General features: G+C 69.0%; 13 protein-coding genes and 2 tRNA genes. 4 read left to right on the top strand and 11 right to left on the bottom strand.

Features of this window, described 5'->3' with window-relative positions; translation table 11 throughout:
* Nucleotides 1–47: 47 nt before the first annotated feature.
* From ABDW61_RS16195 to ABDW61_RS16180, 4 genes are all read right to left on the bottom strand, one after another.
* A tRNA-Val gene (locus tag ABDW61_RS16195) sits at nt 48–124 on the bottom strand.
* A gap of 112 nt (nt 125–236) precedes the next feature.
* A tRNA-Val gene (locus tag ABDW61_RS16190) sits at nt 237–313 on the bottom strand.
* A 132-nt stretch (nt 314–445) separates the two neighbouring features.
* Nucleotides 446–2,635, bottom strand: a complete 2,190-nt coding sequence (locus ABDW61_RS16185) for a bifunctional (p)ppGpp synthetase/guanosine-3',5'-bis(diphosphate) 3'-pyrophosphohydrolase (protein ID WP_343640217.1) — start codon at nt 2,633–2,635, stop codon at nt 446–448.
* A gap of 129 nt (nt 2,636–2,764) precedes the next feature.
* The gene (locus ABDW61_RS16180; protein ID WP_343640080.1) at nt 2,765–3,631 is read right to left on the bottom strand and encodes an alpha/beta hydrolase; all 867 of its coding nucleotides are present in this window, start codon (nt 3,629–3,631) and stop codon (nt 2,765–2,767) included.
* Between the two features lie 48 nt (nt 3,632–3,679).
* Here ABDW61_RS16180 and ABDW61_RS16175 point away from each other — a divergent pair, with 48 nt between their 5' ends.
* Complete coding sequence (locus ABDW61_RS16175) at nt 3,680–4,450, top strand: 3-hydroxybutyrate dehydrogenase (RefSeq protein WP_343640078.1); 771 nt, start codon at nt 3,680–3,682, stop codon at nt 4,448–4,450.
* On the opposite strand, the gene ABDW61_RS16170 is transcribed toward ABDW61_RS16175, so the two are convergent.
* On the bottom strand, nt 4,451–5,188 hold the full coding sequence (locus tag ABDW61_RS16170; RefSeq protein WP_343640077.1) for an SIMPL domain-containing protein: 738 nt from the start codon (nt 5,186–5,188) through the stop codon (nt 4,451–4,453).
* Between the two features lie 228 nt (nt 5,189–5,416).
* Here ABDW61_RS16170 and ompR point away from each other — a divergent pair, with 228 nt between their 5' ends.
* On the top strand, nt 5,417–6,145 hold the full coding sequence (gene ompR / locus ABDW61_RS16165; protein WP_279759072.1) for a two-component system response regulator OmpR: 729 nt from the start codon (nt 5,417–5,419) through the stop codon (nt 6,143–6,145).
* A gap of 4 nt (nt 6,146–6,149) precedes the next feature.
* Entirely contained in the window at nt 6,150–7,475 is a 1,326-nt protein-coding gene (locus ABDW61_RS16160; RefSeq protein WP_343640076.1) for an ATP-binding protein, read from the top strand.
* Nucleotides 7,476–7,541: 66 nt separating this feature from the next.
* Here the strand turns inward: ABDW61_RS16160 and ispF are convergent, their stop codons facing one another.
* Genes ispF through ispD form a run of 3 tightly spaced genes read right to left on the bottom strand, consistent with a single transcriptional unit; the run spans nt 7,542 to nt 9,554 of the window.
* Nucleotides 7,542–8,030 (bottom strand): 2-C-methyl-D-erythritol 2,4-cyclodiphosphate synthase, encoded by a 489-nt coding sequence (ispF, locus tag ABDW61_RS16155; RefSeq protein ID WP_343640075.1) that lies wholly within the window; start codon nt 8,028–8,030, stop codon nt 7,542–7,544.
* 34 nt (nt 8,031–8,064) lie between these two features.
* Complete coding sequence (gene map, locus ABDW61_RS16150; protein WP_343640074.1) at nt 8,065–8,820, bottom strand: type I methionyl aminopeptidase; 756 nt, start codon at nt 8,818–8,820, stop codon at nt 8,065–8,067.
* The gene (gene ispD, locus ABDW61_RS16145) at nt 8,817–9,554 is read right to left on the bottom strand and encodes a 2-C-methyl-D-erythritol 4-phosphate cytidylyltransferase (RefSeq protein WP_343640072.1); all 738 of its coding nucleotides are present in this window, start codon (nt 9,552–9,554) and stop codon (nt 8,817–8,819) included. The genes map and ispD overlap by 4 nt, the downstream gene beginning before the upstream one ends.
* A gap of 177 nt (nt 9,555–9,731) precedes the next feature.
* Here ispD and ABDW61_RS16140 point away from each other — a divergent pair, with 177 nt between their 5' ends.
* Nucleotides 9,732–10,784: an RNA methyltransferase gene (locus tag ABDW61_RS16140; RefSeq protein ID WP_343640216.1), complete on the top strand. Its 1,053-nt coding sequence runs from the start codon at nt 9,732–9,734 to the stop codon at nt 10,782–10,784.
* A 3-nt stretch (nt 10,785–10,787) separates the two neighbouring features.
* On the opposite strand, the gene ABDW61_RS16135 is transcribed toward ABDW61_RS16140, so the two are convergent.
* From ABDW61_RS16135 to ABDW61_RS16125, 3 genes are read right to left on the bottom strand one after another with little or no spacing between them, the layout of a single operon-like run.
* Nucleotides 10,788–14,678, bottom strand: a complete 3,891-nt coding sequence (locus ABDW61_RS16135) for a filamentous hemagglutinin N-terminal domain-containing protein (RefSeq protein ID WP_343640071.1) — start codon at nt 14,676–14,678, stop codon at nt 10,788–10,790.
* Nucleotides 14,679–14,691: 13 nt separating this feature from the next.
* A complete protein-coding gene (locus ABDW61_RS16130) occupies nt 14,692–18,786 on the bottom strand; it encodes a filamentous hemagglutinin N-terminal domain-containing protein (protein ID WP_343640070.1) in 4,095 nt (1,364 codons plus the stop codon).
* A 31-nt stretch (nt 18,787–18,817) separates the two neighbouring features.
* Nucleotides 18,818–22,570: a filamentous hemagglutinin N-terminal domain-containing protein gene (locus ABDW61_RS16125; protein ID WP_343640069.1), complete on the bottom strand. Its 3,753-nt coding sequence runs from the start codon at nt 22,568–22,570 to the stop codon at nt 18,818–18,820.
* Nucleotides 22,571–22,575: the final 5 nt, after the last annotated feature.

Genomic DNA, 22,575 nt, shown 5'->3' with positions numbered 1-22,575 from the left:
AAACAAAAAACCCCGGAGAGTCTTCCGACTCACCCGGGGTGTCCTTTTGGTAGGCGCGATTGGATTCGAACCAACGACCCCCACCATGTCAAGGTGGTGCTCTAACCAACTGAGCTACGCGCCTGAAATACGCGGCCAATGGTGGTCAATCCACTGGTCCGGAAAACAAATCGCCCGATCTTCATTTTGAAGCGGGCGATCTTCTGAGGTGTCCCGAAGGACTTGCCTACCAATTCTGGTAGGCGCGATTGGATTCGAACCAACGACCCCCACCATGTCAAGGTGGTGCTCTAACCAACTGAGCTACGCGCCTGAAGAGCCTCGCAGTATATGCCGGATTCCGCGTCCCGTCGATGAATCCGCAAGAAAAAGAGCGATAAACGCACCAACGTCCACTCCTTCGCGCCACCACACGCTTCCAACGGAACCGGCAACGCGCTCCGCATCACCGCCGCCGCGCGCTCCTCACCCCCGAGACCTGCGACACCGCCACCAGCGTCTGCTGCAGCCGCTGGGCATCGCTCACCTCCACCGTGAAGTTCATCCGCGACAGGTCATTGCGCGCCGGCTTGCCCTTGCCGCTCTGCTGGTTCACCGAGACCACCTTGAGCTTGTCCTTCGCGAACAGCTCCAGCACGTCCCGCAGCAGCCCCGGCCGGTCCGTGGCCTCGACCACCAGATCCACCGGGTACATCGCGCCCTTGCCCGCACGGTCCGGCGCCGGCTCGCCCCAGGCCACCGCGATCACTCGCTCCGGCGCCGACTGCGCCATCTGCCGCAGGTTCGCGCAGTCGCTGCGATGGATCGCCACGCCCTTGCCTCGCGTCACGTACCCCGTGATCGCGTCCGGCGGCGCCGGCCGGCAGCAGCGCGCCAGGCTGGTCAGCAGCGAGTCCACCCCCACCACCAGCACCCCGCCCTTGGGCGTGCGCCCTTCCCCGACCTCGCCCTTCGTGTGCTTCTGGACGAGCAGCTCTTCCTCGTTGGCCTCCTGCACCGGCGGGCGCAGCAGCGTCTCGATGTTGCGCAGCGAGTACTCGTCCTTGCCCACCACCTCGAACAGCGCATCCGCGTTCTTGAAGCCCAGCCGCGCCGCCAGATCCTCCAGCTTGATCGCCGTCTTGCCTTCGCGCTGCAGCAGCTTCTCGACGAGCTCACGTCCCTTGGCGATCGTGTGCGACTGCACCTGCGCGTTGAACCAGGCCCGCACCTTCGCCTTGCTGCGCGGGCTCTGCAGATAGCCGAGCTCGGCATTGAGCCAGTCCAGCGATGGACCGCCCTCCTTCAGCGCGACGATCTCCACCGTCTGCCCGCTCTGCAGCGGCGTGTTCAGCGGCACCATCTGGCCGTCGACCTTCGCCCCGCGGCAGCGATGCCCCAGGTCCGTGTGCACCGCGTAGGCGAAGTCCACCGCCGTCGCCCCCGCGCACAGCTCGACCACGTTGGCCTGCGGCGTGAAGACATAGATGCGGTCGTCGAAGGCCGGGCCGGTCTCGGCCACATAGTCCCGCTCCCAGGCCAGCAGCTGCCGCAGCACCGCCTTGCGCGCCTGCGCGACCTGTTCCTCGAACTCGCCCGCCGCCGTCACCCCGGCATAGCCCTTGGTGCCGGCCTCCTTGTAGGCCCAGTGCGCGGCCACGCCGTGCTCGGCGTGCTCGTGCATCGAGCGCGTGCGGATCTGCACCTCCATCGGCCGGCCGTCCGCCGCGATCACCACCGTGTGCAGCGATTGATAGCCATTGGCCTTGGGCCGCGCGATGTAGTCGTCGAACTCGCCATCGACCGGCTTGTAGAGCTCGTGCAGCCGCGCCAGCACCGCGTAGCAGTCGGCCACCTCCGGCACGATCACGCGCATCGCGCGCAGGTCGAAGACCCGCTCCAGCGCCAGGCCCTTGCCGCGCATCTTCTTCCAGATGCTGTACAGGTGCTTCGGACGCCCCTGCACCTGCGCGTCGATGCCCAGCAACTGCAGTTCGCGCTCCAGCGCCGCCCGCACCGCCTCGACCGACTGCTCGCGCTCGACGCGCTTCTCGTGCAGGCCCTTGGCGAGCTGGTGGTACTGCTCCGGCTCCAGGAAGCGGAAGGCCAGGTCCTCCAGCTCCCACTTGATCTGCCAGATGCCGAGCCGGTTGGCCAGCGGCGCGAAGACCTGCAGCGACTCCGCCGCCAGCTCGCGCGGACAGGCCGTCTTCGTCGCCGCGAACCAGCGCAGCGACTGCAGCCGTGACGCCAGCCTCAGCAGCACCACGCGCAAGTCGCGCGAGAACGCCAACAGCATCTTGCGCACCAGCTCGGTCTGCTCCTGCCGGCGTTGCTCCTCGACTTGCGCCTCGCGCGCCGCGCGCTGGATCTGCACCAGGCGGCGCGTGTGCGCGACCAGGCTCGCGGCGCTCTCGCCGAAGGCCTTGGCGACGATCTCCTCGGGCTTGTTCAGATAGTCCCCGGCATACACCAGGTAGGACGCCGCCTGCATCGACGGCGCCGCGCCAACGCCCGCCAGGATCGCCGCCACGCCATCCGCGTGATCGAGCGCGGGCTCGCCCGTGCCGAGCACATGCCCGGCCAGCAGCGGCTCCGCGAAGGCGCGCGCGCGATGCACCGGGTCCGCCGCTTCGGCGGCACGCGGCTGCGCCATCGGCAGCCGGCTGGGCAGGTCCCCGTCCAGCAGGGCCACGATGGGCGCCGCCTGGTCCTGCCGCAGCCCCAATTCCGTCTTCATTCGTCGTTCATCCGTGTCCACGCGGCACTGGCGGCCGCCGGGACGTCATCCGCGGTCGAGGAATCGCTCCACCACCTGGATCTGGTTCTCCTGCACCAGCGTCGGCGCGTGGCCGACGCCGGGGAACTCATGCAGCTCGGCGCGCGGGCCGCGCTGCGTCATCAGCTCGGCGGTGGCCCGGGTGAGCAGGTCCGACTCGCCGCCGCGCAGCAGCAGCGTCGGACAGCGCACCGCGTCATAGGCCGCCCACAGCTGCGCCTCGCCGGCCTTGGCCAGCTCCGGCGTCAGTCCGGCCAGGCCCTGGCCGATGCGCGGGTCGTAATGCAGCCGGCAGCGGTCGCCGTCCGGCTTGAACATCGCCCGCGACAGCGCCAGCCATTGCTCGTCCGTGTGCGGGCCGAAGCCCTCCGAGATGCCGCGCAGGTAGTCGGCGCCCTGCTGGCAGTTCTCGAACTGGGGCGCTCTGCCCAAATAGCCCGCGATGCGCTGCAGCGCGACGAATTCGATCGTCGGTCCCACGTCGTTGAGGATCAGCCGCTGGATCGGACTGAACGGCATCGCCGCCAGCGCCAGACCGATCAGCCCGCCCATCGAGGTCCCCAGCCAGTCCACCTGCGCCGCGCCGGTGCGCGCCAGCAGCGTGACCATGTCCGAGACGTACTGCGGCAGTTGGTAGTTGCGCGGATCGCCCAGCCAGTCGGACTCCCCGCGGCCCACCACGTCCGGGCAGATCACCCGGTAGCGGCCGCTCAGCCGGCGCGCCAGCACGTCGAAATCGCGGCCCTGCCGCGACAGCCCGTGCACGCACACCAGCACCCGCGGGTTGTCGGACTGCCCCCACTCCCAATAGGCGACCCGGTGCAGGCCGCACGGGCTCAGCGCCTGGACTTTTTTCAACAAGGGTTCAGACATCGCTCGTATCCTTTGCACCCATCCTAACAACCCTGAAGAGGACGCGGCATGTTGAAAGGAAAGACGGCCCTGGTCACCGGCTCGACCAGCGGCATCGGATTGGGCATCGCCCTGACCCTGGCCGAACAGGGCGCGAACATCGTGCTCAACGGCTTCGGCGACCATGAGGGCCCCAAGGCCGAAGTCGAGGCCAAGGGCGTGAAGGTCGGCTTTCACGGCGCCGACATGAGCAAGCCCGCCGAGATCGAGGCCATGATGGCCTACATCGACCAGGAGTTCGGCGGCTGCGACATCCTCGTGAACAACGCGGGCATCCAGTTCGTCGCCAATGTCGACGAGTTCCCCGCCGAGCGCTGGGACGCCATCATCGCCATCAACCTGAGTTCGGCCTTCCACACCATGCGCCTGGCCCTGCCCGGCATGAAGAAGAAGAACTGGGGCCGCGTCATCAACATCGCTTCGACGCACGGGCTGGTGGCCTCGGCCGGCAAGTCGGCCTACGTGGCGGCCAAGCACGGCCTGGTCGGCCTGACCAAGGCGGCGGCGCTGGAGACGGCCACCGTCCCGGTCACCGTCAACGCGATCTGCCCCGGCTGGGTGCTGACCCCGCTGGTGCAGAAGCAGATCGACGCCCGCGCCGCCAGTGAGAAGCTCGACCCCGCCGAGGCCAAGCGCCAGCTGCTCGCCGAGAAGCAGCCCTCGCTGCAGTTCACGACGCCCGAAGAACTCGGCGCGCTGGCGGTGTTCCTGTGCTCGGACGCCGCCGTCAACGTCCGCGGCCAGGCCTGGGCGATGGACGGCGGCTGGACCGCGCAGTGATCAGCGCGTCATCACGACGTTGCCGCTGACGTTGACCGTCACGGTCGCCTTGCCGGATTCGACCGGCAGGGCTTCGTCGGCGCTCGCGGACATCGCCTTGAAGCGCGGCGCCGCGGCCATCATCGGCATCGGCGGCTGGTCGGCGTTCACGCTGACCTCGCCGATCCGGTAGCCGGCGTAGCCGAACTGCTGCGCGTACACGGCCGCCTTGGCCTTGTAGCTGGCGATCGCCTGGGCCACCACATCGCCCTCGGCCTTCTCGCGCGCCTCGCGCGACAGCCCGTAGCTGACGCTGGCGATGGAGAGCGACTGGATCCGGCCGCTCAGCTTGGAGATCGCCTCCATGTCGCGGCCCTGCACCAGCAGCTCGACGCTGCCCTGCCAGCCGGTGATCTGCGGCGCGGCGCTGGCACTGGACTTCGGCTGGCCGTAGCGCGGATAGATCGACAGATTGCCCGCCTGCAGGTCCACCTGCCCCGGCTTGGCGACCTTGCGTGCCTCCGTCAGCGCGGCGTCGAGCGCCTGCTTGAGCTCGTTCTGGACCGCGCCCGCGTCCTTGCCCTCGCGGGTGGTGGAGAAGCGCAGCTGCAGCAGGTCGCGCGCCACCTCGGTGGTGGCGGAGGCGCTCAGCGACAGCAGGTCCGTGCGTGCCGGATCGGCGTACGACAGCGCGGGCACCATGGCCACCGCGCCGGCGGCGATCAGGGTTCGGGCGAGCTTCTTGGAGGTTCGGATCATGGAGGCTCCTAGGGGAAAGTCCTGAGAAGGGATCAGCATAACGGGTGAGACATCCGTCACGGCAGACAGCCTCCGCGTCCCATTCGTTAGCCATCCGTTCATCACTTGTGGTTGTTTGGTGGCGCTGTTACAAAAGATGTAACCATCCCGTAAGGACTGCTGCATCCCGCAAACGGGTCGAAAAACTGCCCTTACAGTGCCGCTGTTACAAATTCAGGAGTGGCCGCCATGCAAAGCCCAACCCGCCCCAACCGCATCCTGGTCGTGGACGACGACGCCCGCATCCGCGACCTGCTGCGCCGCTACCTGGCCCAGGAAGGATTCGAGGTCCTGCTCGCCGAGGACAGCAAGGCGCTGAACAAGCAGCTGACGCGCGAGACGGTGGACCTGATCGTCCTGGACCTGATGCTGCCGGGCGAGGACGGCCTGTCGATCTGCCGCCGGCTGCGCGCCGCGGGCGACAACACGCCGATCATCATGCTGACGGCCAAGGTCGAGGAAGTGGACCGGATCGTCGGCCTGGAGGTCGGCGCGGACGACTACCTGGCCAAGCCGTTCAATCCCCGCGAGCTGCTGGCCCGCATCAACGCGGTGCTGCGCCGCCGCCCGCCGCCGGAAGCGCCGGGCGCGCCGTCCAAAGAGCCGATGACGGTCCAGTTCGGTCCGTTCGAGTTCGACCTGGCGCTGCGCCGCCTGGCCAAGAACGGCGAGCCGGTGCCGCTGACCACGGGCGAGTTCTCGATGCTCAAGGCCCTGGTGCGCCACCCGCGCCAGCCGCTGTCGCGCGACAAGCTGGCGATGCTGGCCCGCGGCCGCGAGTTCGAGCCCTTCGACCGCAGTCTGGACGTGCAGGTCTCGCGCCTGCGCAAGCTGCTGGAAGAGGATCCGGCCCAGCCGCGCTTCATCCAGACGGTGTGGGGCGTGGGCTACGTGTTCGTTCCGGACGAGGCGGCCTGATCCCGTGACTCCCCCGCGTCTGGCGCTGAACCTGTTCTGGCGCACCTTCGCGCTGCTGGCCTTGCTGCTGGCGGCGGGCGTGCTGGCCTGGCAGCAGACCTTCAAGGCCCTGGAGGCCGAGCCCAAGGCGCTCGAGGCGGCGCAGCAGCTCGCCGGCCTGGTGAACCTGTCGCGCGTGGCGCTCTCGAGCACCGACGCGATCAACCGCGTCGCCGTCGTGAAGTCGCTGGCGCGCAGCGAGGCCGTGTCGGTCGAAGTGGCCGAGGCCACGGACCGCTGGCTGCCGTACGAGAACTCGCCCTTCGCGCAGCGGCTGCGCAAGGAGCTGGTGTCGCGGCTGGGGCCGCAGACGGTGCTGGCCAGCGGCCTGAACGGCGTGCCCGGGCTGTGGGTGCGCTTCGACGTCGGGCCGGACCAGTTCTGGCTGCAGACCAATCCGGCGCCGCTGCAGGCGAACTTCTCGAGCAACTGGTGGTGGATCGCGATCGCGCTGGGCGCGTCGCTGCTGGGCGCGGCCGCGATCGCGCGGCTGATCAACCAGCCGCTGCGCGAGCTGTCGATCGCCGCCAGCCGCATCCGCGAGGGCGAGTACGACTCGCGCCTGGACGAGAGCACGCTGACCAGCGAGATCCGGGAGGTCAACATGGGCTTCAACCGGATGGCGCGCGAGCTGGCGAAGATGGAAGAGGACCGCAGCGTGATGCTGGCGGGCATCTCGCACGACCTGCGCACGCCGCTGGCGCGGCTGCGGCTGGAGGCGGAGATGAGCGTCAACGACGAGCAGGCGCGGACCTACATCGCGCAGGACATCGACCAGCTCGACGCGATCATCAACAAGTTCATGGACTATGCGCGGCCCAGCGAGCTGCAGCTGCAGGCGCTGAACCTGCGCGAGCTGGTGGAGCGCGAGGCGCAGGGTTTCCGCGATCCGCAGCAGATCCAGATCAGCGTGAGGCTGTCGGCGGCGCTGCGCATCTGGACGGACCCGACGGAACTGGGGCGGATCCTGCTGAACCTGTTCGAGAACGCGCGCCGCTACGGGCATCACGACGATGAGCCCACGCGGGTGGACGTCACGGCGGAGGCGGACAGCGCCTGGGTGCTGCTGACGGTGCGCGATCATGGCCCGGGCGTGCCGCCGGACAAGCTGGCGAAGCTGACGACGCCGTTCTATCGCGGCGACACGGCGCGGACCGCGGCCACGGGCGCGGGGCTCGGGTTGGCGATCGTGGAGAAGTCGGTGCAGCGGCTGGGCGCGCAGTTGCGCCTGGCCAATGCGGACGACAGCGGCTTCGTCGCGCAGCTCAGACTCAAGCGCGCGAGCGTTTGAGCGCCGCGCGGCAGGACTCCCTCGTCCCAGCGGGGCAAAGGAGTTCTTGCGCGAGAGCTGACGCGGTCAGCCGCCGCGCACCAGCAGACAGACCGCGCGCGCCTCGATGGCCTTGAGCTCGCCGACCGGCCCCATCTTCTCGGCCGTCTTGGCCTTCACGTTGATCTGCCCCGCGTCGATGCCCAGCACCTGCGCCAGGCGCTCCCGCATCGCCGGAATGTGCGGCGCCATCTTCGGATGCTGCGCCACGATCGTGCTGTCCACGTTGCCGATCTCCCACCCCAGCGCCTTCACCCGCCGATAGGCCTCGGCCAGCAGCACCATCGAATCGGCCCCCTTGAACTCGGCCGCCGTGTCGGGGAACAGCTTGCCGATGTCGCCCAGCGCCGCGGCGCCCAGCAGCGCATCCGTGATCGCATGCGCGAGCGCATCGGCGTCCGAATGCCCCAGCAGGCCATGCGTGTGCGGGATCGTGACGCCCCCCAGGATCAGCGGGCGGCCCGTGACGAGCTGGTGGGTGTCCCAGCCTTCACCGATGCGGAAATTCAATGCCATGGAATCGTCGATCTGAAAACGAATGAGAGAGCCGTCAGTGCGGCAGCGCGTTCGTCACCACGATCGGCCCGTTGCGGGTCACGATCATCGTGTGCTCGAACTGCGCCGAGAGGTTGCCCTTCACGCCGGACAGGGTCCAGCCATCGGCCTGCTCGTCGACCCAGCGGCTCTTGGTCGACAGGAAGGGCTCGATGGTGATCACCATGCCCTCCTCCAGGATGCGCGTGTCGCTGGGGTCGTAGTAGCCGGGGATGGTCTTGGGCTCCTCGTGCAGCGAGCGCCCCACCCCATGGCTGCACAGGTTTTCGATGATCTTGAACTTGTGCGCCTTGGCCACGCGCTCGATCGCGTGGCCGATGCGGTTCAGCCGCGCGCCGCTTTTCACTTCCTTCATCGCCTGCTCCAGCGCGTACTGCGCGGCGAAGACCAGTTGCGTCTTCGTCGGCGTGGTCGGCGGCACGATGCGCGTGCCACCGGTGTCGCCGAAGTAGCCGTTCATTTCGGCCGAGACGTCGACGTTGACGATGTCGCCCTTCTTGATCACGCGGTCGCCGGGAATGCCGTGGGCGGCCTGTTCGTTGATGCTGATGCAGGTGGCGCCGGGGAAGTCGTACATCACGCGCGGCGCCGAGCGCGCGCCGAATTCCTCCAGCCAGCGCGCCCCCATGTCGTCGAGCTCGCGCGTGGTCATGCCGGGCCGGATGGCGTCCAGCATGCGGCGCAGCACGGTGGCGACGGCCTCGCCGACGGCCTTCAGGCCCTGGATGTCGTCGTCGGATTCGATGGTCATGCGCGGCTCCTCAGCAGGCGTTCAGCCAACGCGAAGTCGGCGGGATAGGTGACCTTGAAGTTTTCCATGGACGCCTCGACCAGGCGCGGCGCATGGCCAAGGGCCTCGATGGCGCTGGCCTCGTCGGTGATGCCGTCCAGCGGCCCGGCCAGCGCCGGCGCGAGCAGGCCAAGCCGGAACATCTGCGGCGTCTGCGCGGCCCACTTGCCGCGGCGGTCGACGGTGGCGGCGACACGCGCACCGCCCTCGCCCGCGCTGACGGCGTCCTTGAGCGTGTCGGCCACGGGCAGCGCGAGCAGGCCGCCGACCTCGTCGTCGGCGCAGGCGTCGATCAGCGCGTCTATCCACTCGGCACGCACCAGGCAGCGCGCCGCGTCGTGCACGAGCACCCAGTCATGCGCCTGGACGCCCCGCTCGCGCAGCGCCTGCAGGCCGGCGGCGACCGAGTCGGCGCGCGTCGCGCCGCCGGATCGCGCGATCCAGCCGCGCTCGCCGGCGAAGCCGGGCACGGCGGACTCGAACTGATCGTCCTCGGGCGAGAGCACCACCAGCGTGGCCTCGATGCGAGGCACGGCGGCCAGCGCTGCGAGCGTGTGCGCGATCAGCGCCTGGCCGGCGAGCGGCACGTACTGCTTGGGCTGGCCGGCGCCGGAGCGGCTGCCGACGCCCGCGGCGGGCACCAGCGCGAAGCACCGGGGCTGCAGGCCCGCGGGGCCGATCGGAAAGGAAGTCATGGGGCGCGATTGTAGGGAGGGCCTTCGGCCAAAATCCGTCCTTCCCCCTCCCTCCTCTTCTCACCATTCCCTCTTCGCCCTTCCCTCTCCACCATTCCCTCTTCGCCCTTCCCTCTCCACCGTTCCCTCTTCGCCCTTCCCTCTCCACCGTTCCCTCCTCTGCCCATCGCCGCCGTGATCGCCCTCTCCGACCTCCACCACCGCCTGCGCGCGCTCGGCGCGAACGACGCCCACGTGGGCCGCGTGCTGCGCCACTGGGTCCAGGCCAAGCCGCTGACCGAAGGCCGGCGCAAGCTCGAGCACTACCTGCCGCTGGCGGTGCGCGACGCGCTGCCGGCGCTGATGGACGAGCTGCACGGCCTGGCGACGCTGGCCGAGCGTCACCCCGGCGAGGACGGCTCCGCGCGCCTGCTGGTGCGGCTGACCGACGGCCAGACCGTCGAGAGCGTGCTGCTGCCGCGCGACGGCCTGTGCGTGTCCAGCCAGGTCGGCTGCGCGGTGGGCTGCCGCTTCTGCATGACCGGCAAGGACGGGCTGCTGCGCCAGGTCAGCAGCGCCGAGATCGTCGCGCAGGTGGCGCTGGCGCGGCGCGAGCGCGCGGTCAGGAAGGTCGTGTTCATGGGCATGGGCGAGCCCTCGCACAACCTGGACGCGGTGCTGGAGGCGATCGCGCTGCTGGGCACCGAGGGCAACATCGGCCACAAGCAGCTGGTGTTCTCCACGGTCGGCGATCCGCGCGCGTTCGAGCGCCTGGCCGAAGGTCCGGTCAAGCCGGCGCTGGCGCTGTCGCTGCACACCACCAAGCCCGAGCTGCGGCGCGAGCTGCTGCCGCGCGCCCCGCGGCTCACGCCGCGCGAGATCGTCGATTTCGGCGAGCGCTACGCGCGCTCGACCGGCTATCCGATCCAGTACCAGTGGACGCTGATCGAGGGCGTCAACGACGGCGAGGACGAGCTGGACGGCATCGTCGACCTGCTCAAGGGCAAGTACGGCGTGCTGAACATGATTCCCTACAACAGCGTGCCGGAGCTGCCGTACGCGCGCCCGGCCTGGGACCAGGCCCGCGACATCGCGCGCCGGCTGCATGAGCGCGGCGTGCTGACGAAGCTGCGCGACTCCGCCGGCCAGGACGTGGACGGCGGCTGCGGGCAATTGCGGGCGCGCAGCCTGTCGACGCCCGCGCCGATGCGGGACGCCCGCCGGGCGATCCCGATCGCGCCGGCGGGATGAGGCTCATCGCGGCAGGCGCGGCGGCTCCGCCGGCAGCCGCACGCCGCGATCGGACAGCGCGGGGCGCTGCGCCTGGGGCACCGGCATCGGCGCGCGGTCGCAGCGGTCCTGCGGCGCCATCCCGCGCCGCTCCTCGCAGGCGAGGCGCTCGACGGCCTTGGGCGCCAGCGCACGCTGGCGCGGCGTCGCCGGCACCGCGTCCGGCGCGATGTCCGGCGCAACCTCCGTCCCGACGTCCGGTCTGATGTCCGGTCTGATGTCTGGCCGGGTCTGAGGCTCGATCACGGGCCGGCGTTCCGTTTCGTTCGGGCGCGCCGCGTTCATCGGATCTCCTGCGGAGGTCGCAGCCGGTGCACGCTCAGGCCCAGGCTCCGGCTTGAGCACAGACTCCGGCTTCGGCTCCGGCTCCGGCTCCGGCTCGGGCTTGAGCACAGGGTCCGGCTTCGGATCGGTTTCGGAATCAGCGGCTGCATCGGGCTTGAGCCCGGGCTCTGGCGCCGGCTCAGGGGCAGACTTCTCCTCGGGCACGGGTGCCGGTCCGGATTCCGGTCCGGATTCCGGTCCGGATTCCGCTTCGGGTTCCGCTTCGGATTCCGCTTCGTGCCCGGGCTCAGGCTTTATCGTCAGAAAGGTCCCGTCGGGCTTCTCGATCTGGACGTCGACACCGGCCTCGAGCCATTCGGAGACCCTCGCCGCGCCGATCGCGCCGTCTCCTTCGGGCACCTCCAGCCTGTCGACGGCGCGGACCAGCCGAAGCTTTGCTCCCGGCTTGATCTGGCCCGGCAGATCCCAGCGCGCGCCCGTTGCGCGGACGTGGATCTCGCCCGTGCCGTCCGCCTCGACGGTGCCGTCCAGGCGTCCGATGCTGCTGCCCCAGAACGAGACCGTGCCATCGGGGGCGCTGGTCCTCGCGCGTTCATCGTGAACAATCAGGTGGCTCCTGCGCTCGCTCGCCGCGAAGCGGCCTTCGCGGTCGATCCTCCCCTGCTCGGTGGTCGCGAGATGGACCTCACCGCGAGGCGCCTCGATCGTTCCGTCCACGTGCAAGGTGCCCGTCGCCGCCAGGATCGCGGCGCCCTGTTCCTTGACCCGGATGGTCCCGAGGTGACTCATCGGCGTGGATCGCTCGCCGCTCAGCCGGAGCGTCGAGCGCCACGCGAGCAGGTCCGGATCGTCGGCCTTCATCGTCGTCGTGACGAAGCGGCCGGCCGTCACCGTCGCGCCGCGATGGATCTCGGCGCCTCCCGGCGACAGGAACATCACGCCCGCATCGGCATGGACCTCGCCCGAGATCTTCGTCCCGGCCGTCTCGGCGACCCGGTTGATCGCCCACCAATGCGGCTGGGACTGGATGAAGCGCACCTGATGCCCCTCGCCCACCTCGAAGGACTTCCAGTCCAGCAGCATCAGATCGCTGCTCTGGCGGATGGTCATCGTCTTGCCAGACACCTCGGGCGCCGTGCCGCCGGCAACGACCTTGTCCAGCACCGGCAGATGCGCGATGGTCGCGATGTCCCGCGTCGACGGCGACAGTTCCGGCGTCAGCGGCAACTCGGCATCGCCGTTGAAACCGGTCACCGAGACGCTCGGCGTGACGGCGCGCTCGCCGTACTGGGGACTGTCGAAGCGGTAGGTCTTGTGCAGCGTCAGGTTGCTGCCCTCGAGCAGATCCAGGCCGCTGAAGGTCTCGTTGCGCACCTCCGCCCGCGTGGTGCCATCGCCCGCCTTGTCCATGGCCTCGAAGCCGAGCACCAGCGGGGCCTTGATGTCGAGCGTGCTCGCTTTCACGCTGCCGAGCACCAGCCCGCCCGCCGCATCGAGGGCCACCACGCCCTTGTCCGCCGCGAGCGTGGTGCCGGCGCTCATCCTGATCGCGCCGCGTCCCGACCGCAGGCGGATGTCGCCCTCCCGCAGCCGGACGTCGGCCTTGAGCTCGATGTCCGGGGACTCTCCCGTGTCGGCGTGGCGGGCATCCAGGGTCAGCCTGCTGCCGGGCGCGCCGGTCGCATGGATCGCCCCCTCGATCGCGCCCCGCGGTTCGATCACCACGTCGCTGCCCGCATCCAGCCACGACTCGATGCTTCTGGCGGCGATCTCCCGCGGCCCGCGCGCTTCGGGGTCTTTCGGGATGTGCCAGAAGTGGCCCCGGATCGCAATCGTCGAGCCGGGACGGATCTGCCCATTGAGCAGACCATCGCGGCGGGCGAAGACGTCCAGCTGCGCGGCGGTCGCATCGACCAGCCCGGAAAGCTCCAGATCGTTGCCGGCTCCGTAGACGAACGCGCGGCCGCGGCGCACGAGCGTGCGCCCGCGATGCACGAGCCGGCCGCCCTCCAGCGTGGGATGCACACCGATCACATTGCCGTTCGCGCCGATCGTCGGCGAGGTCGTGACCGCCAGATTCACCGTGCCGGATGGCGCGTCGATCAAGCCGTTCTGCACGAGCGAGAACGGGCTGCCCAGCGTTGCGATGCCGCCCCTGGCGACCGTGATCGCGCCTTCATTCCTGACTTCGGCCTTGCTGAGCGGGTTCAAGACATCCCACGGCACCGAGGGTTGCTTCGCCTGATCGTCGCGCAGCGAGAAGGCCAGAAACGCGCCGCCGCCGACCTGCACGCGCGCGGTGCGGCCGAACAGCAGGCCATTCGGGTTGAACAGGAAGACCGTGCCCGCCGCATCGAGTCTGCCGTGGATGCGGCTGCCCTGCGTGTCGGCGATGCGGTTGACGGCCGTCCACCCCGAGCCCGGCAGGACCTCGCCCCGCGCGCCGACATGCTGAAAGATGACCCGGTGGTCCTCGCCGACGTTGAAGGACTTCCAGTCCAGGACGGCATGGCGCGCCTTCTGGGTGACGGTCATCGTGCGGTCGCCCGACCTGCGGACCTCGATCCCGCCGATCAGTTCCTTGTCCAGCACCGGCAGATCGGGGACCGAGTGGCCGGGCGCCTCGGCCGATGGGCCGGGCGCGTCCTTCATCGAGTGGGCGTCCACGACGGCGTGCTGCTTCACAGCCACCTCGCCCAGCCAGTCCTTGAAATCGACCCGCAGCAGATCCCGCCAGGTCTCCCAGGTGCCGCGCCTGGGAGGCCGGGACCGCGGGTCCAGACCCAGCGTGCTGTCCGCGGTGAAATGCAGCCCCGACATCTGCAGGATCGGCGAGCCGCCGGAGCCGCCCTCCTCGCTGTTGCTCCCGGGCAGGACTTTCACGCGCCAAGGCACGTCGATCTCGAGGCTGTGGGTGTTCAAGCGCCCCAGCGTCGCCGATTCGTCCGCGGCGATCTTCACGGCCGCGCCGAAAGCCTCGATGGACGAGCCGGTCTTCATCTCCACCTGTGAGCCTTGCAGGCTGGCCACGCCCCCGTCCCTGACCATGATGAGGCCGGCGTGCGTCACCTGCGCGGTGTGCGTTCCGAGCCGCGCGGGCACGCGCTCGCGCTTCATCGCCGCGTCGTCGAGCCGGCTGCCCGCGGCGAACAGCGAGCCCACGTCCACTTTCGATCCGGCCCCGAACAGGATGCCGTTCGGATTGACGAGGTACACCCGGCCATTGGCGCTCAGCGCGCCATCGATGCGGCTCGGGTCGGGACCGGTGACCCGGTTCAGGATGAACGCGTCCGGCCCCGGCTGGAGGATCCGCACCGCGTGGTCCCGGGCGATGTCGAAACGCTTCCAGTCGAGCTTGGCCGCCATCGAGGTCTGATCGATCGTCATCGTCGTCCCGGCGGTCTCGACCCTGACCCGGCCGACGTGGACGGCGTGGTCCTGCGGCAATGCCGCGGCGGCCTGCGCCGCCGCCCCGCGCGGCAGGGTCAGCAGGCCCGCGGCGGCCAACGCCGCCACCAGGCCGGACAACGCGGCCTTGTTCTTCAGCTTCATGATCTGCATGTCCTTCATTGGGGAGAGCTCCTCAACGCGGTGACGGTGCGCCGCCCGGAACGCGGATGCCGCGATCCCTCAGCGCCGGGCCGGCGCTGGGCGGCTGCGTCGGCCGCACGGCGTCGCAGGCCTGGCGGCCTTGCACGCCGCGTCCCTGCTCGCACGCGACGGCGGCGCGAACGGCCGGTGCTTGCGGCCTGGGCATGGGCGCCGGACGCGGTGAAGGGCTGGGCGTTGGCGCAGGATCCGGTTTCGGCTCCGGCTCCGGCTCCGGCTCCGGCTCCGGTTTCGGCTCCGGTTTCGGCTCCGGTTTCGGCTCCGGATCGGGCTTCGGCTTTGGATCGGGTTTCGGCTCCGGTGTGGGGTCCGGGCTCGGTGTGGGATCCGGTTTCGGCTGCGGCGTGGGTGCCGGCTCCACCGCAAGGATGCGCGCGCGGTGGCGCTGCAGCTCCGACTCGCCCGGTGCTGCCACCTGGAGCTCGCTCTGCACGTCATCGTGATGGCCGGCGAGAAACACCTTCGCCGACACCAGCCGATCGCCCACGTCGGGGCTGTCGAACTCGTAGCGGTCGACGAACCGCAGCCCGCTGCCAGGCAGCAGTTCGATGTTGCCGAACGACTTGTTGGTCACGCTGGCTGCGGTGGTCCCGTCGAAGCGCTTGTCCTGGGCGTCGAAGCCCATCGCCAGCGGCACATCGATCGCGAGCCTGGGCACGCGCAGGGCACCGAGCTTGAGGCCGGGGCTCGCGAGCGTCAGCGTCCCCTTCGCATCGGCCTTGGCCGTGATCGGCCTGGAGGCGTCGAGCGGCTCGATGGTCGACGCGACTTCGACGTCGACGCCGTCGTCCAGCCATCGGGACACTCTCGTGGATGCAAGGACCTCGTCGTTGATATCGACGAACTGCCCGACCTCGCCGATGCCGGCAACGACGTCGGTCAGCGCGATCCGGCGGCCCGGGTTCAAGGTGGCATACGAAGACCACCCTTCGCCTACTCCGATCAGATGCACGTCGCCCTTCTCGCCTGCATCGATCGTGCCCTCCAATGCGGCGTCGGAGGCAAACATCCGGATATCGCCCTCTTTCGCCGACGTCTCGCCCAGGTGGGAGAGCGCGCCGCCGATGCCGCGGAAATTCAGCACGCGCCCGTCGCGCTGGATCGTCATGTGGTCGACGCCCGCGAGATGAACGGCGCCTTTGGGCGCGCTGATCGTTCCGCCCTGTTCCAGCTCATTGGACGATGCCAGCGTCACGACGCCGCCCTCCTTCACCTGGATCGTCCCGAAGTTCCTGATCGACGCATCGCCACCGCCGGCGAGCGTCAATGGGCCCGTCCATTGGCGGAGCTCATCGTCATGCGGCGCCATCGCCGTCATGACGAACCGGCTGGCCGTCACCTCCGCTCCGTGATGGATCTCGGCGCCTCCGGGCACGAGGAACATCAGTCCCGCACCGGCGTTGACCTTGCCCGTGATCGTCATCTGCGACGAACCGGCGACGCGATTGATCGCCCACCAGTGCGGCTGGGACTGTTCAAACTTCACCTCATGGCCGGCGCCGACGTCGAAGGTCTTCCAGTCGAGGAACATCAGCGCCTGGGTCTGGCGGATGGTCATGGACTTGTCCGTCACGGACGGCCCATCTCCGCCAAAGAACACGCCCTCAAGGTTCTGCTCGGGCAGCGGTCTGCGCTCGATGCGGGCCGTGTTCTTCGCTCCCTCCGCGGTGAGCACATTGAGCGGCGACGGAGCGTCGCCGAAGCCGGAGATCTCGAAGTGCGGCTTGACGGCGTGTTCGCCAGGCTCCGCGCTGTCGAAGCGATAGGCCCTGTGCAGCGCGAGGTCGCTGCCCTCGTTCAACGTGATCCCGTTGAAAACCTCGTTCTCCACCTCGGCCCAGGCCGTGCCGTCGTAGACCTTGTCCTTGGCATCGAAGCCGGCCGTCAGCGGGACATCGATCTCCAGCGCCTTGGCTTTCACGCGCGACAGGGAAACATCCTTCTTCGCGGCGAAGCGCACCTTGCCCGACTTCGCGGAGATGCCGGCGTCCGGTGCCATGCGAATCTCTCCCTCCGACGCGAAGCTCAGGTCTCCCTGTCCGAGGCTGATGTCCGCATCCACAAGGATGGCGCGATCGCCACCGCTGGCCAGTGTCAACCGGGCTCCGCGCCTGCCGGTGGCATGGATGGGCGCACCAACGCTGAGCGTCTCGCCCCACGTTGAGATGTGGACGTGGCTGCCGGCTTCCAGCCACGACGAAATCCGTTTGGCGGAAATCTGCCCGCGACCAAGGCCGTCCGGATCGATCGGTACATGCCACCCGTAGCCCTCGACGAAAATCCCGGCGCCGGGGCGGACGTGCGCATCAAGGATTCCTCCGTAGAAGCCCCGGACCTCCAGCTGTCCGCCATCGCTGATGTCGATCAGCCCCGATGCCACCACTTCAGGAGCCCTGGCCAAGGCTCGCACCGTACCGCCCGGCGCGCGCGTGCGTCCGACATGCCAGATACCGCCCTCGCCGAACTCGGTCAAGGCCACCGTGGCGCCTTGTGACGCCATGGACATCGCCGCGGTCCCGCCGACCAGGTTCACGGTCCCTTGCGGCGCGTGAATCAGCCCCGCCTGAACGAGCGAAGACGGGCTGGCCAGCATTGCGACACCGCCGCCGGTGATCGTGATCGTCCCCTCGTTCCTGACGTCGGCGCGCTCGGACCCGCTAGAGAGATGCCACTCTTGCGTCGGATCCATCGCCTGCTTGTCGCTCAGCGAGAACCCGAGGAAGCCCCCGCCACCGATCTGCACCTTCGCGGTCCGGCCGAGCAGTACGCCGTTCGGGTTGAACACGAAGACCTTGCCGTTCGCCTCGAGCCTGCCGTGGATGCGGCTTCCTTCCGTGTCGAAGACACGATTGACGGTCGTCGAGAAGGCGTCCTTCTGCACGAACTTCACCCCGAAGTCCTCGGCGAGGTTGAACGACTTCCAATCGAGCACCGCGTAGTCGCTGTGCTGCTCGATCGTCATCGTCTTGTCGGTCACACTGCCGACGCTGGCCTCGCCCAACAGCTTCTTGTCGAACACGGGAAGATCGATCCGCGCCCGCTCAGCGTCACTGGGCGGCGCGACCGTCACCGCGCTGCGCCCGCGCTCGGGCACGACATCCGCGCGCACGTCGCCGAGCCAGTCCCGAAACTCAAGCCGAGGCTCACCGACATGCCGTCCAGGTTCGGAGCCGCTGGCGACGAGCGACAGCTGCAGCGTGCTGTCGCTGGTGAACGAGAGCGCCTCCGTGTTCCCGAGACCGCGCACGAATCGCCCGCCGTCGTAGCCCTTCGCGCTGGCCGACGGCAGGGGAATGTCGCGCCTGTTGATCACGAAGTCATGGGTCTGCACTCGCCCCAGCGTGACCTTCCCCGACGCGTACACCTCCACCTCCCCGCCAAAGGCATGAATGGGGGCGTTCTCCTCCATCAGCAGCGAGCCGGAGCCCGAGCCGGGCTCGCCGAGGTCCGTGGCCGCCAGGTTCACCAAGCCGCCCGGTGCCCGGATGCTGCTGCCCGAGGCCAAACGCAGGTCCTTGGCCACCAACGCCGCCACGCCACCGTCCCTCACGATGATCGTCCCCCGGTTGACGACCTGCGAGCGAGGCTGCTCCGGCAGCTCTGGGGCCCGGGCGGCATCCATCTCCGCGTCGGAAAGCAGCGCTCCCCAGGCGAGCAGGCTGCCGACATCCACGCGCGCGGTACTGCCGAACACGATCCCATTCGGGTTGACCAGGTACACGCCGCCATTGGCGATCAAGGACCCGTTGATCGCGCTGACCGTGTCGCCGGTGATGCGATTGAGGAGGAACGCGTCCGGCCCCGGCTGCTGGATCCGCACCGTGTGGCCCTCGGCGATGTCGAAGCGCTTCCAGTCCAGCTTGGCCGCCATCGACGCCTGTTCGATCGTCATCGTCGTGCCGGTGCTCCGGACCTCCACCTGGCCCGACCGGACGTGGTGGCCCTGCGGCAGCACCGCGGCCACCGAGGGCGTGGCCTGCGCCATCGCCTTGTGCGGGACGGTGAGCAGGCCTGCGGCAGCCAGCGCCGCGACCAGGCTGGGCAAAGCGGACTTCCTCTTCAAACTCATGATCTGCTTCTCCTGAATCGGGCAGCGCCCGTCAACGCGATGACGGCGAGCCGCCCGGAACACGGATGCCGCGGTCCATCAGCGCCGGACCGGCGCTGGGCGGCTGTGGCCGCCGCGCTGCATCGCAGGCCTGGTGGCCCTGCGCACCGCGGCCCTGCTCGCAGGCCATGGCGGCGCGAACGGCCGGTGCTTGCGGCCCGGGCACGGGCGCCGGACGCGGTGAAGGGCTGGGCGGCGTTGGCGTTGGCGTTGGCGTTGGCGTTGGCGTTGGCGCAGGATCCGGTTTCGGCTCAGGGCCTGGGGCCGGTTCGGGCCCCGGCTGAGGCTGAGGCTGAGGCTGAGGCTGAGGCTGAGGCTGAGGCTCGGGCTCTGGCTCCGGCTCTGGCTTCGGATCGGGCTTCGGCTCCGGTGTGGGCTCTGGACGCGGTGTGGGATCCGGTTTCGGCTGCGGCGTGGGTGCCGGCTCCACCGCGAGGATGCGCGCGCGGTGCCGCTGCAGTTCCGCCTCGCCCGGTGCCGCCACCTGGAGCTCGCTCTGCGCGTCATCGTGATGGCCGGCGAGAAACACCTTCGCCGACACCAGCCGATCGCCCACGTCGGGGCTGTCGAACTCGTAGCGGTCGACGAACCGCAGCCCGCTGCCAGGCAGCAGTTCGATGTTGCCGAACGACTTGTTGGTGACGCTGGCCGCGGTGGTCCCGTCGAAGCGCTTGTCCAGGGCGTCGAAGCCCACCACCAGCGGCGCGTCGATCACGAGCTTGGGCACGCGCAGGGCACCGAGCTTGAGGCCGGGACTCGCGAGCGTCAGCGTCCCCTTCGCATCGGCCTTGGCCGTGATCGGGCCGGAGGCATCGATGGGATCGAGGGTCGACGCGATTTCGACGTCGATGCCTTCGTCCAGCCATGTGGCAACAGTGCCGGAATTGATGGAGTCGCTCTCGTCAGACTCACGGGCGTGGTCGATCCTCGCCACGACGTCGGAAAGCAGGATCCTGGCACCCGGCTCGAGGGAGGCGGCGATCGAGGTCCATCCGCGATGGCCTCCCATCAGACGAATCTCGCCCGTCCCGCCTGCCTTGATCGTGCCGTCGAGTTGGAGGGAAGCTCCCCAGATCGCGATCCGGCCATCGTTGGCCGACGTATCGCCTTCATGGCCAAAGTGGCTCCTGACGCCCGCGACCACCAGGACGCGGCCATCGCGGTCAATCGCCATGCGGTCGGCGCCCGCGAGATGGACGGCACCTTTGGGCGCCCGGATCGTTCCGTCCTGCTCCAGCTCTTTGGACGAAGCGAGCGTCACCACGCCGCCCTCCTTCACCTGGATCGTCCCGAAGTTGCGGATCGACGCATCGTCACCGCCAGACAACGGCAATGAGCTCGTCCATTTGCGAAGGGAATCGCCTTCCGGCGTCATCGTCGTCATGACGAACCGGCCGGCGCTCACCGTGGCTCCGCGATGGATCTCCGCGCCGCCGGGAACGAGGAACATCAATCCCGCATCGGCGTGGACCTTGCCCGTGATCGTCATCTGCGACGGGGCGGCGACGCGATTGATCGCCCACCAGTCCGGCGAGGACTGTTCGAACTTCACTTCGTGACCCGCGCCGACATCGAAGGACTCCCAGTCGATGAACATCAGCGGCTCGGTCTGGCGGATGGTCATGGTCTTGTCCGTCACTTCGGGCTGGGCGCCGCCGGAGGCCTGGACGTACGGGTTCTGCACGGGGAGCGGTCTGCGCTCGATGCGGGCCGTGTTCTCTGCTCCGTCGGCAACGCGCACGCTCAGCGGCAATGGGGTGCCGCCGAAGCCGGAGATCTCGACGTGAGGGGTGACGGCGCGTTCGCCAGGCTCCGCGCTGTCGAAGCGATAGGTCTTGTGCAGCGTGAGGTTGCTGCCTTCGTTCAGCGTGATCCCCTCGAACGTCTCGTTCTCCACGTCGGCCAGGATCGTGCCGTCGTAGACCTTGTCCTTGGCATCGAAGCCGGCCGTCAGCGGGACATCGATCTCCAGCGTCTTGGCATTCACGTTGGACAGTCCGATCCATGTCCAAGCGGAGAGGCTCACCTTGCCCGACTCCGCGGAGATCAATCCCGAAGCCTCGAGTCCGGCCTCACCCATGCCCCAGAGCTTCACGGTCCCGCCGGGAGCAATCGTCCGTCCGCGATGTATCAGACGTCCTTGGTTGGCGCCCGATATCTCGATCTCCCGTCCATCGATCGACAGTCCGGACGTCCCACCGGCCAAGTTCACGGTGCCCTGCGGTGTGTGAATCAGCCCCGACTGAACAAGCGAAGATGGACTGGCCAGTATCGCGACGCCCCCGTTCGCGATCGTGACCGTGCCTTCGTTCCTGACATCGGCGTTCATCGAATCGCTGGAGAGATCCCACGCCTGGTCCGATGCCATCGCCTGCTCGTCGCTCAACGCGAAGCCAAGGAACCCGCCGCCACCGATCTGCACCTGCGCGGTCCGGCCGAGCAGCACGCCCCTCGGGTTGAACACGAAGACCTTGCCGGTCGCTTCGAGCCTGCCGTGGATCTGGCTGCCTTCCGTGTCGAAGACGCGATTGACCATCGTCGAGGCGGCGTCCTTCTGCACGAACTTCACCCGGACGTGCTCGGCGATGTTGAACGACTTCCAGTCGAGCACCGCGTAGTCGCTCTTCTGCTCGATCGTCATCGTCTGGCCGGCCGCGTCCCCGACGCTGACCTCGCCGACCAGCTTCTTGTCGAAAACGGGAAGATCGATCCGCGCCCGCGCGCCGTCATCGGGCTCCTCGATGGTCACTCTGCTCCGAAAGGAATCCGACACGAGGTCCGATTCCACGGTGCCGAGCCAGTCGCGAAACTCCAATCGATACACGCCGCCCTGACGTCCCGGCTCGGGGCTGGTGGCGAACAGGGACAGCCGGAGCGTGCTGTCACTGGTGAACTGCAGGCCGTCTTCCTCTTTGAGGTCACCAACCAGACGCTTGCCGTCGTAGTCCTTCGTGGCGATCGAGACCAGGGGCGGGGCGTCCAGTCTGACCGTGAGGTCATGGGTCTCCACCCGGCCCAGCGTGACCTTGGCTCCTGGCGCGTCCACCTGCACCGCTCCGCCAAAGGCGTGAATGCGCGCGCCCTCTTTCATGACCAGCGAGCCCTGGCTCGATCCGGGACCACGCGGCACGTGCAACTCCACCCGGCCGCCTGGCGCATGAATCCTGCTGCCCGATTTGAGCCGCAGGTCCTTGCCGACCAGGGCCGCCACGCCGCCGTCCCGCACGACGATCGCTCCCGAGTGGACGACCTTCGAGCCTGCGCTCGCCGGCAGCGCCGGCAGCCCTGCCCCGTCCATCTGCGCGTCGGCGAGCGGCGCCCCCCACGCGTGCAGGCTGCCGACATTGACCTGCGCGGTGCTGCCGAACACCACCCCATGCGGGTTGACCACGTAGACGCCGCCATTGGCGATCAGGGACCCGCTGATCTTGCTTGCCGCGTCGCCAGTCACCCGGTTGACGATGAACGCGTCCGGCCCCGGCTGCTGGATCCGCACCGTGTGTCCCTCGGCGATGTCGAAGCGCTTCCAATCCAGCTTGGCCGCCATCGAGGCCTGTTCGATCGTCATCGTCTTGCCATCGGTCCGGACGTCCGCCAGGCCCGAGCGGACGTGGTGATCCTGTGGCAGCACCGCCGCCACCGCTGGCGTGGCCTGCGCCATCGCCGGCCCCGTGACCGTCAGCAACCCCGCCGCGGCCATGCCCGCCGCGACCGCGCGCAGCAGCGCATGCATCGATGTCTTCATGACCG

Origin of the sequence: Roseateles sp. (assembly GCF_039595595.1) — a bacterium.
Taxonomy (GTDB): domain Bacteria; phylum Pseudomonadota; class Gammaproteobacteria; order Burkholderiales; family Burkholderiaceae_C; genus Roseateles.
Note: the sequence above shows the minus strand (reverse complement) of the source record. Positions and strands in the feature narration are given on the sequence as shown.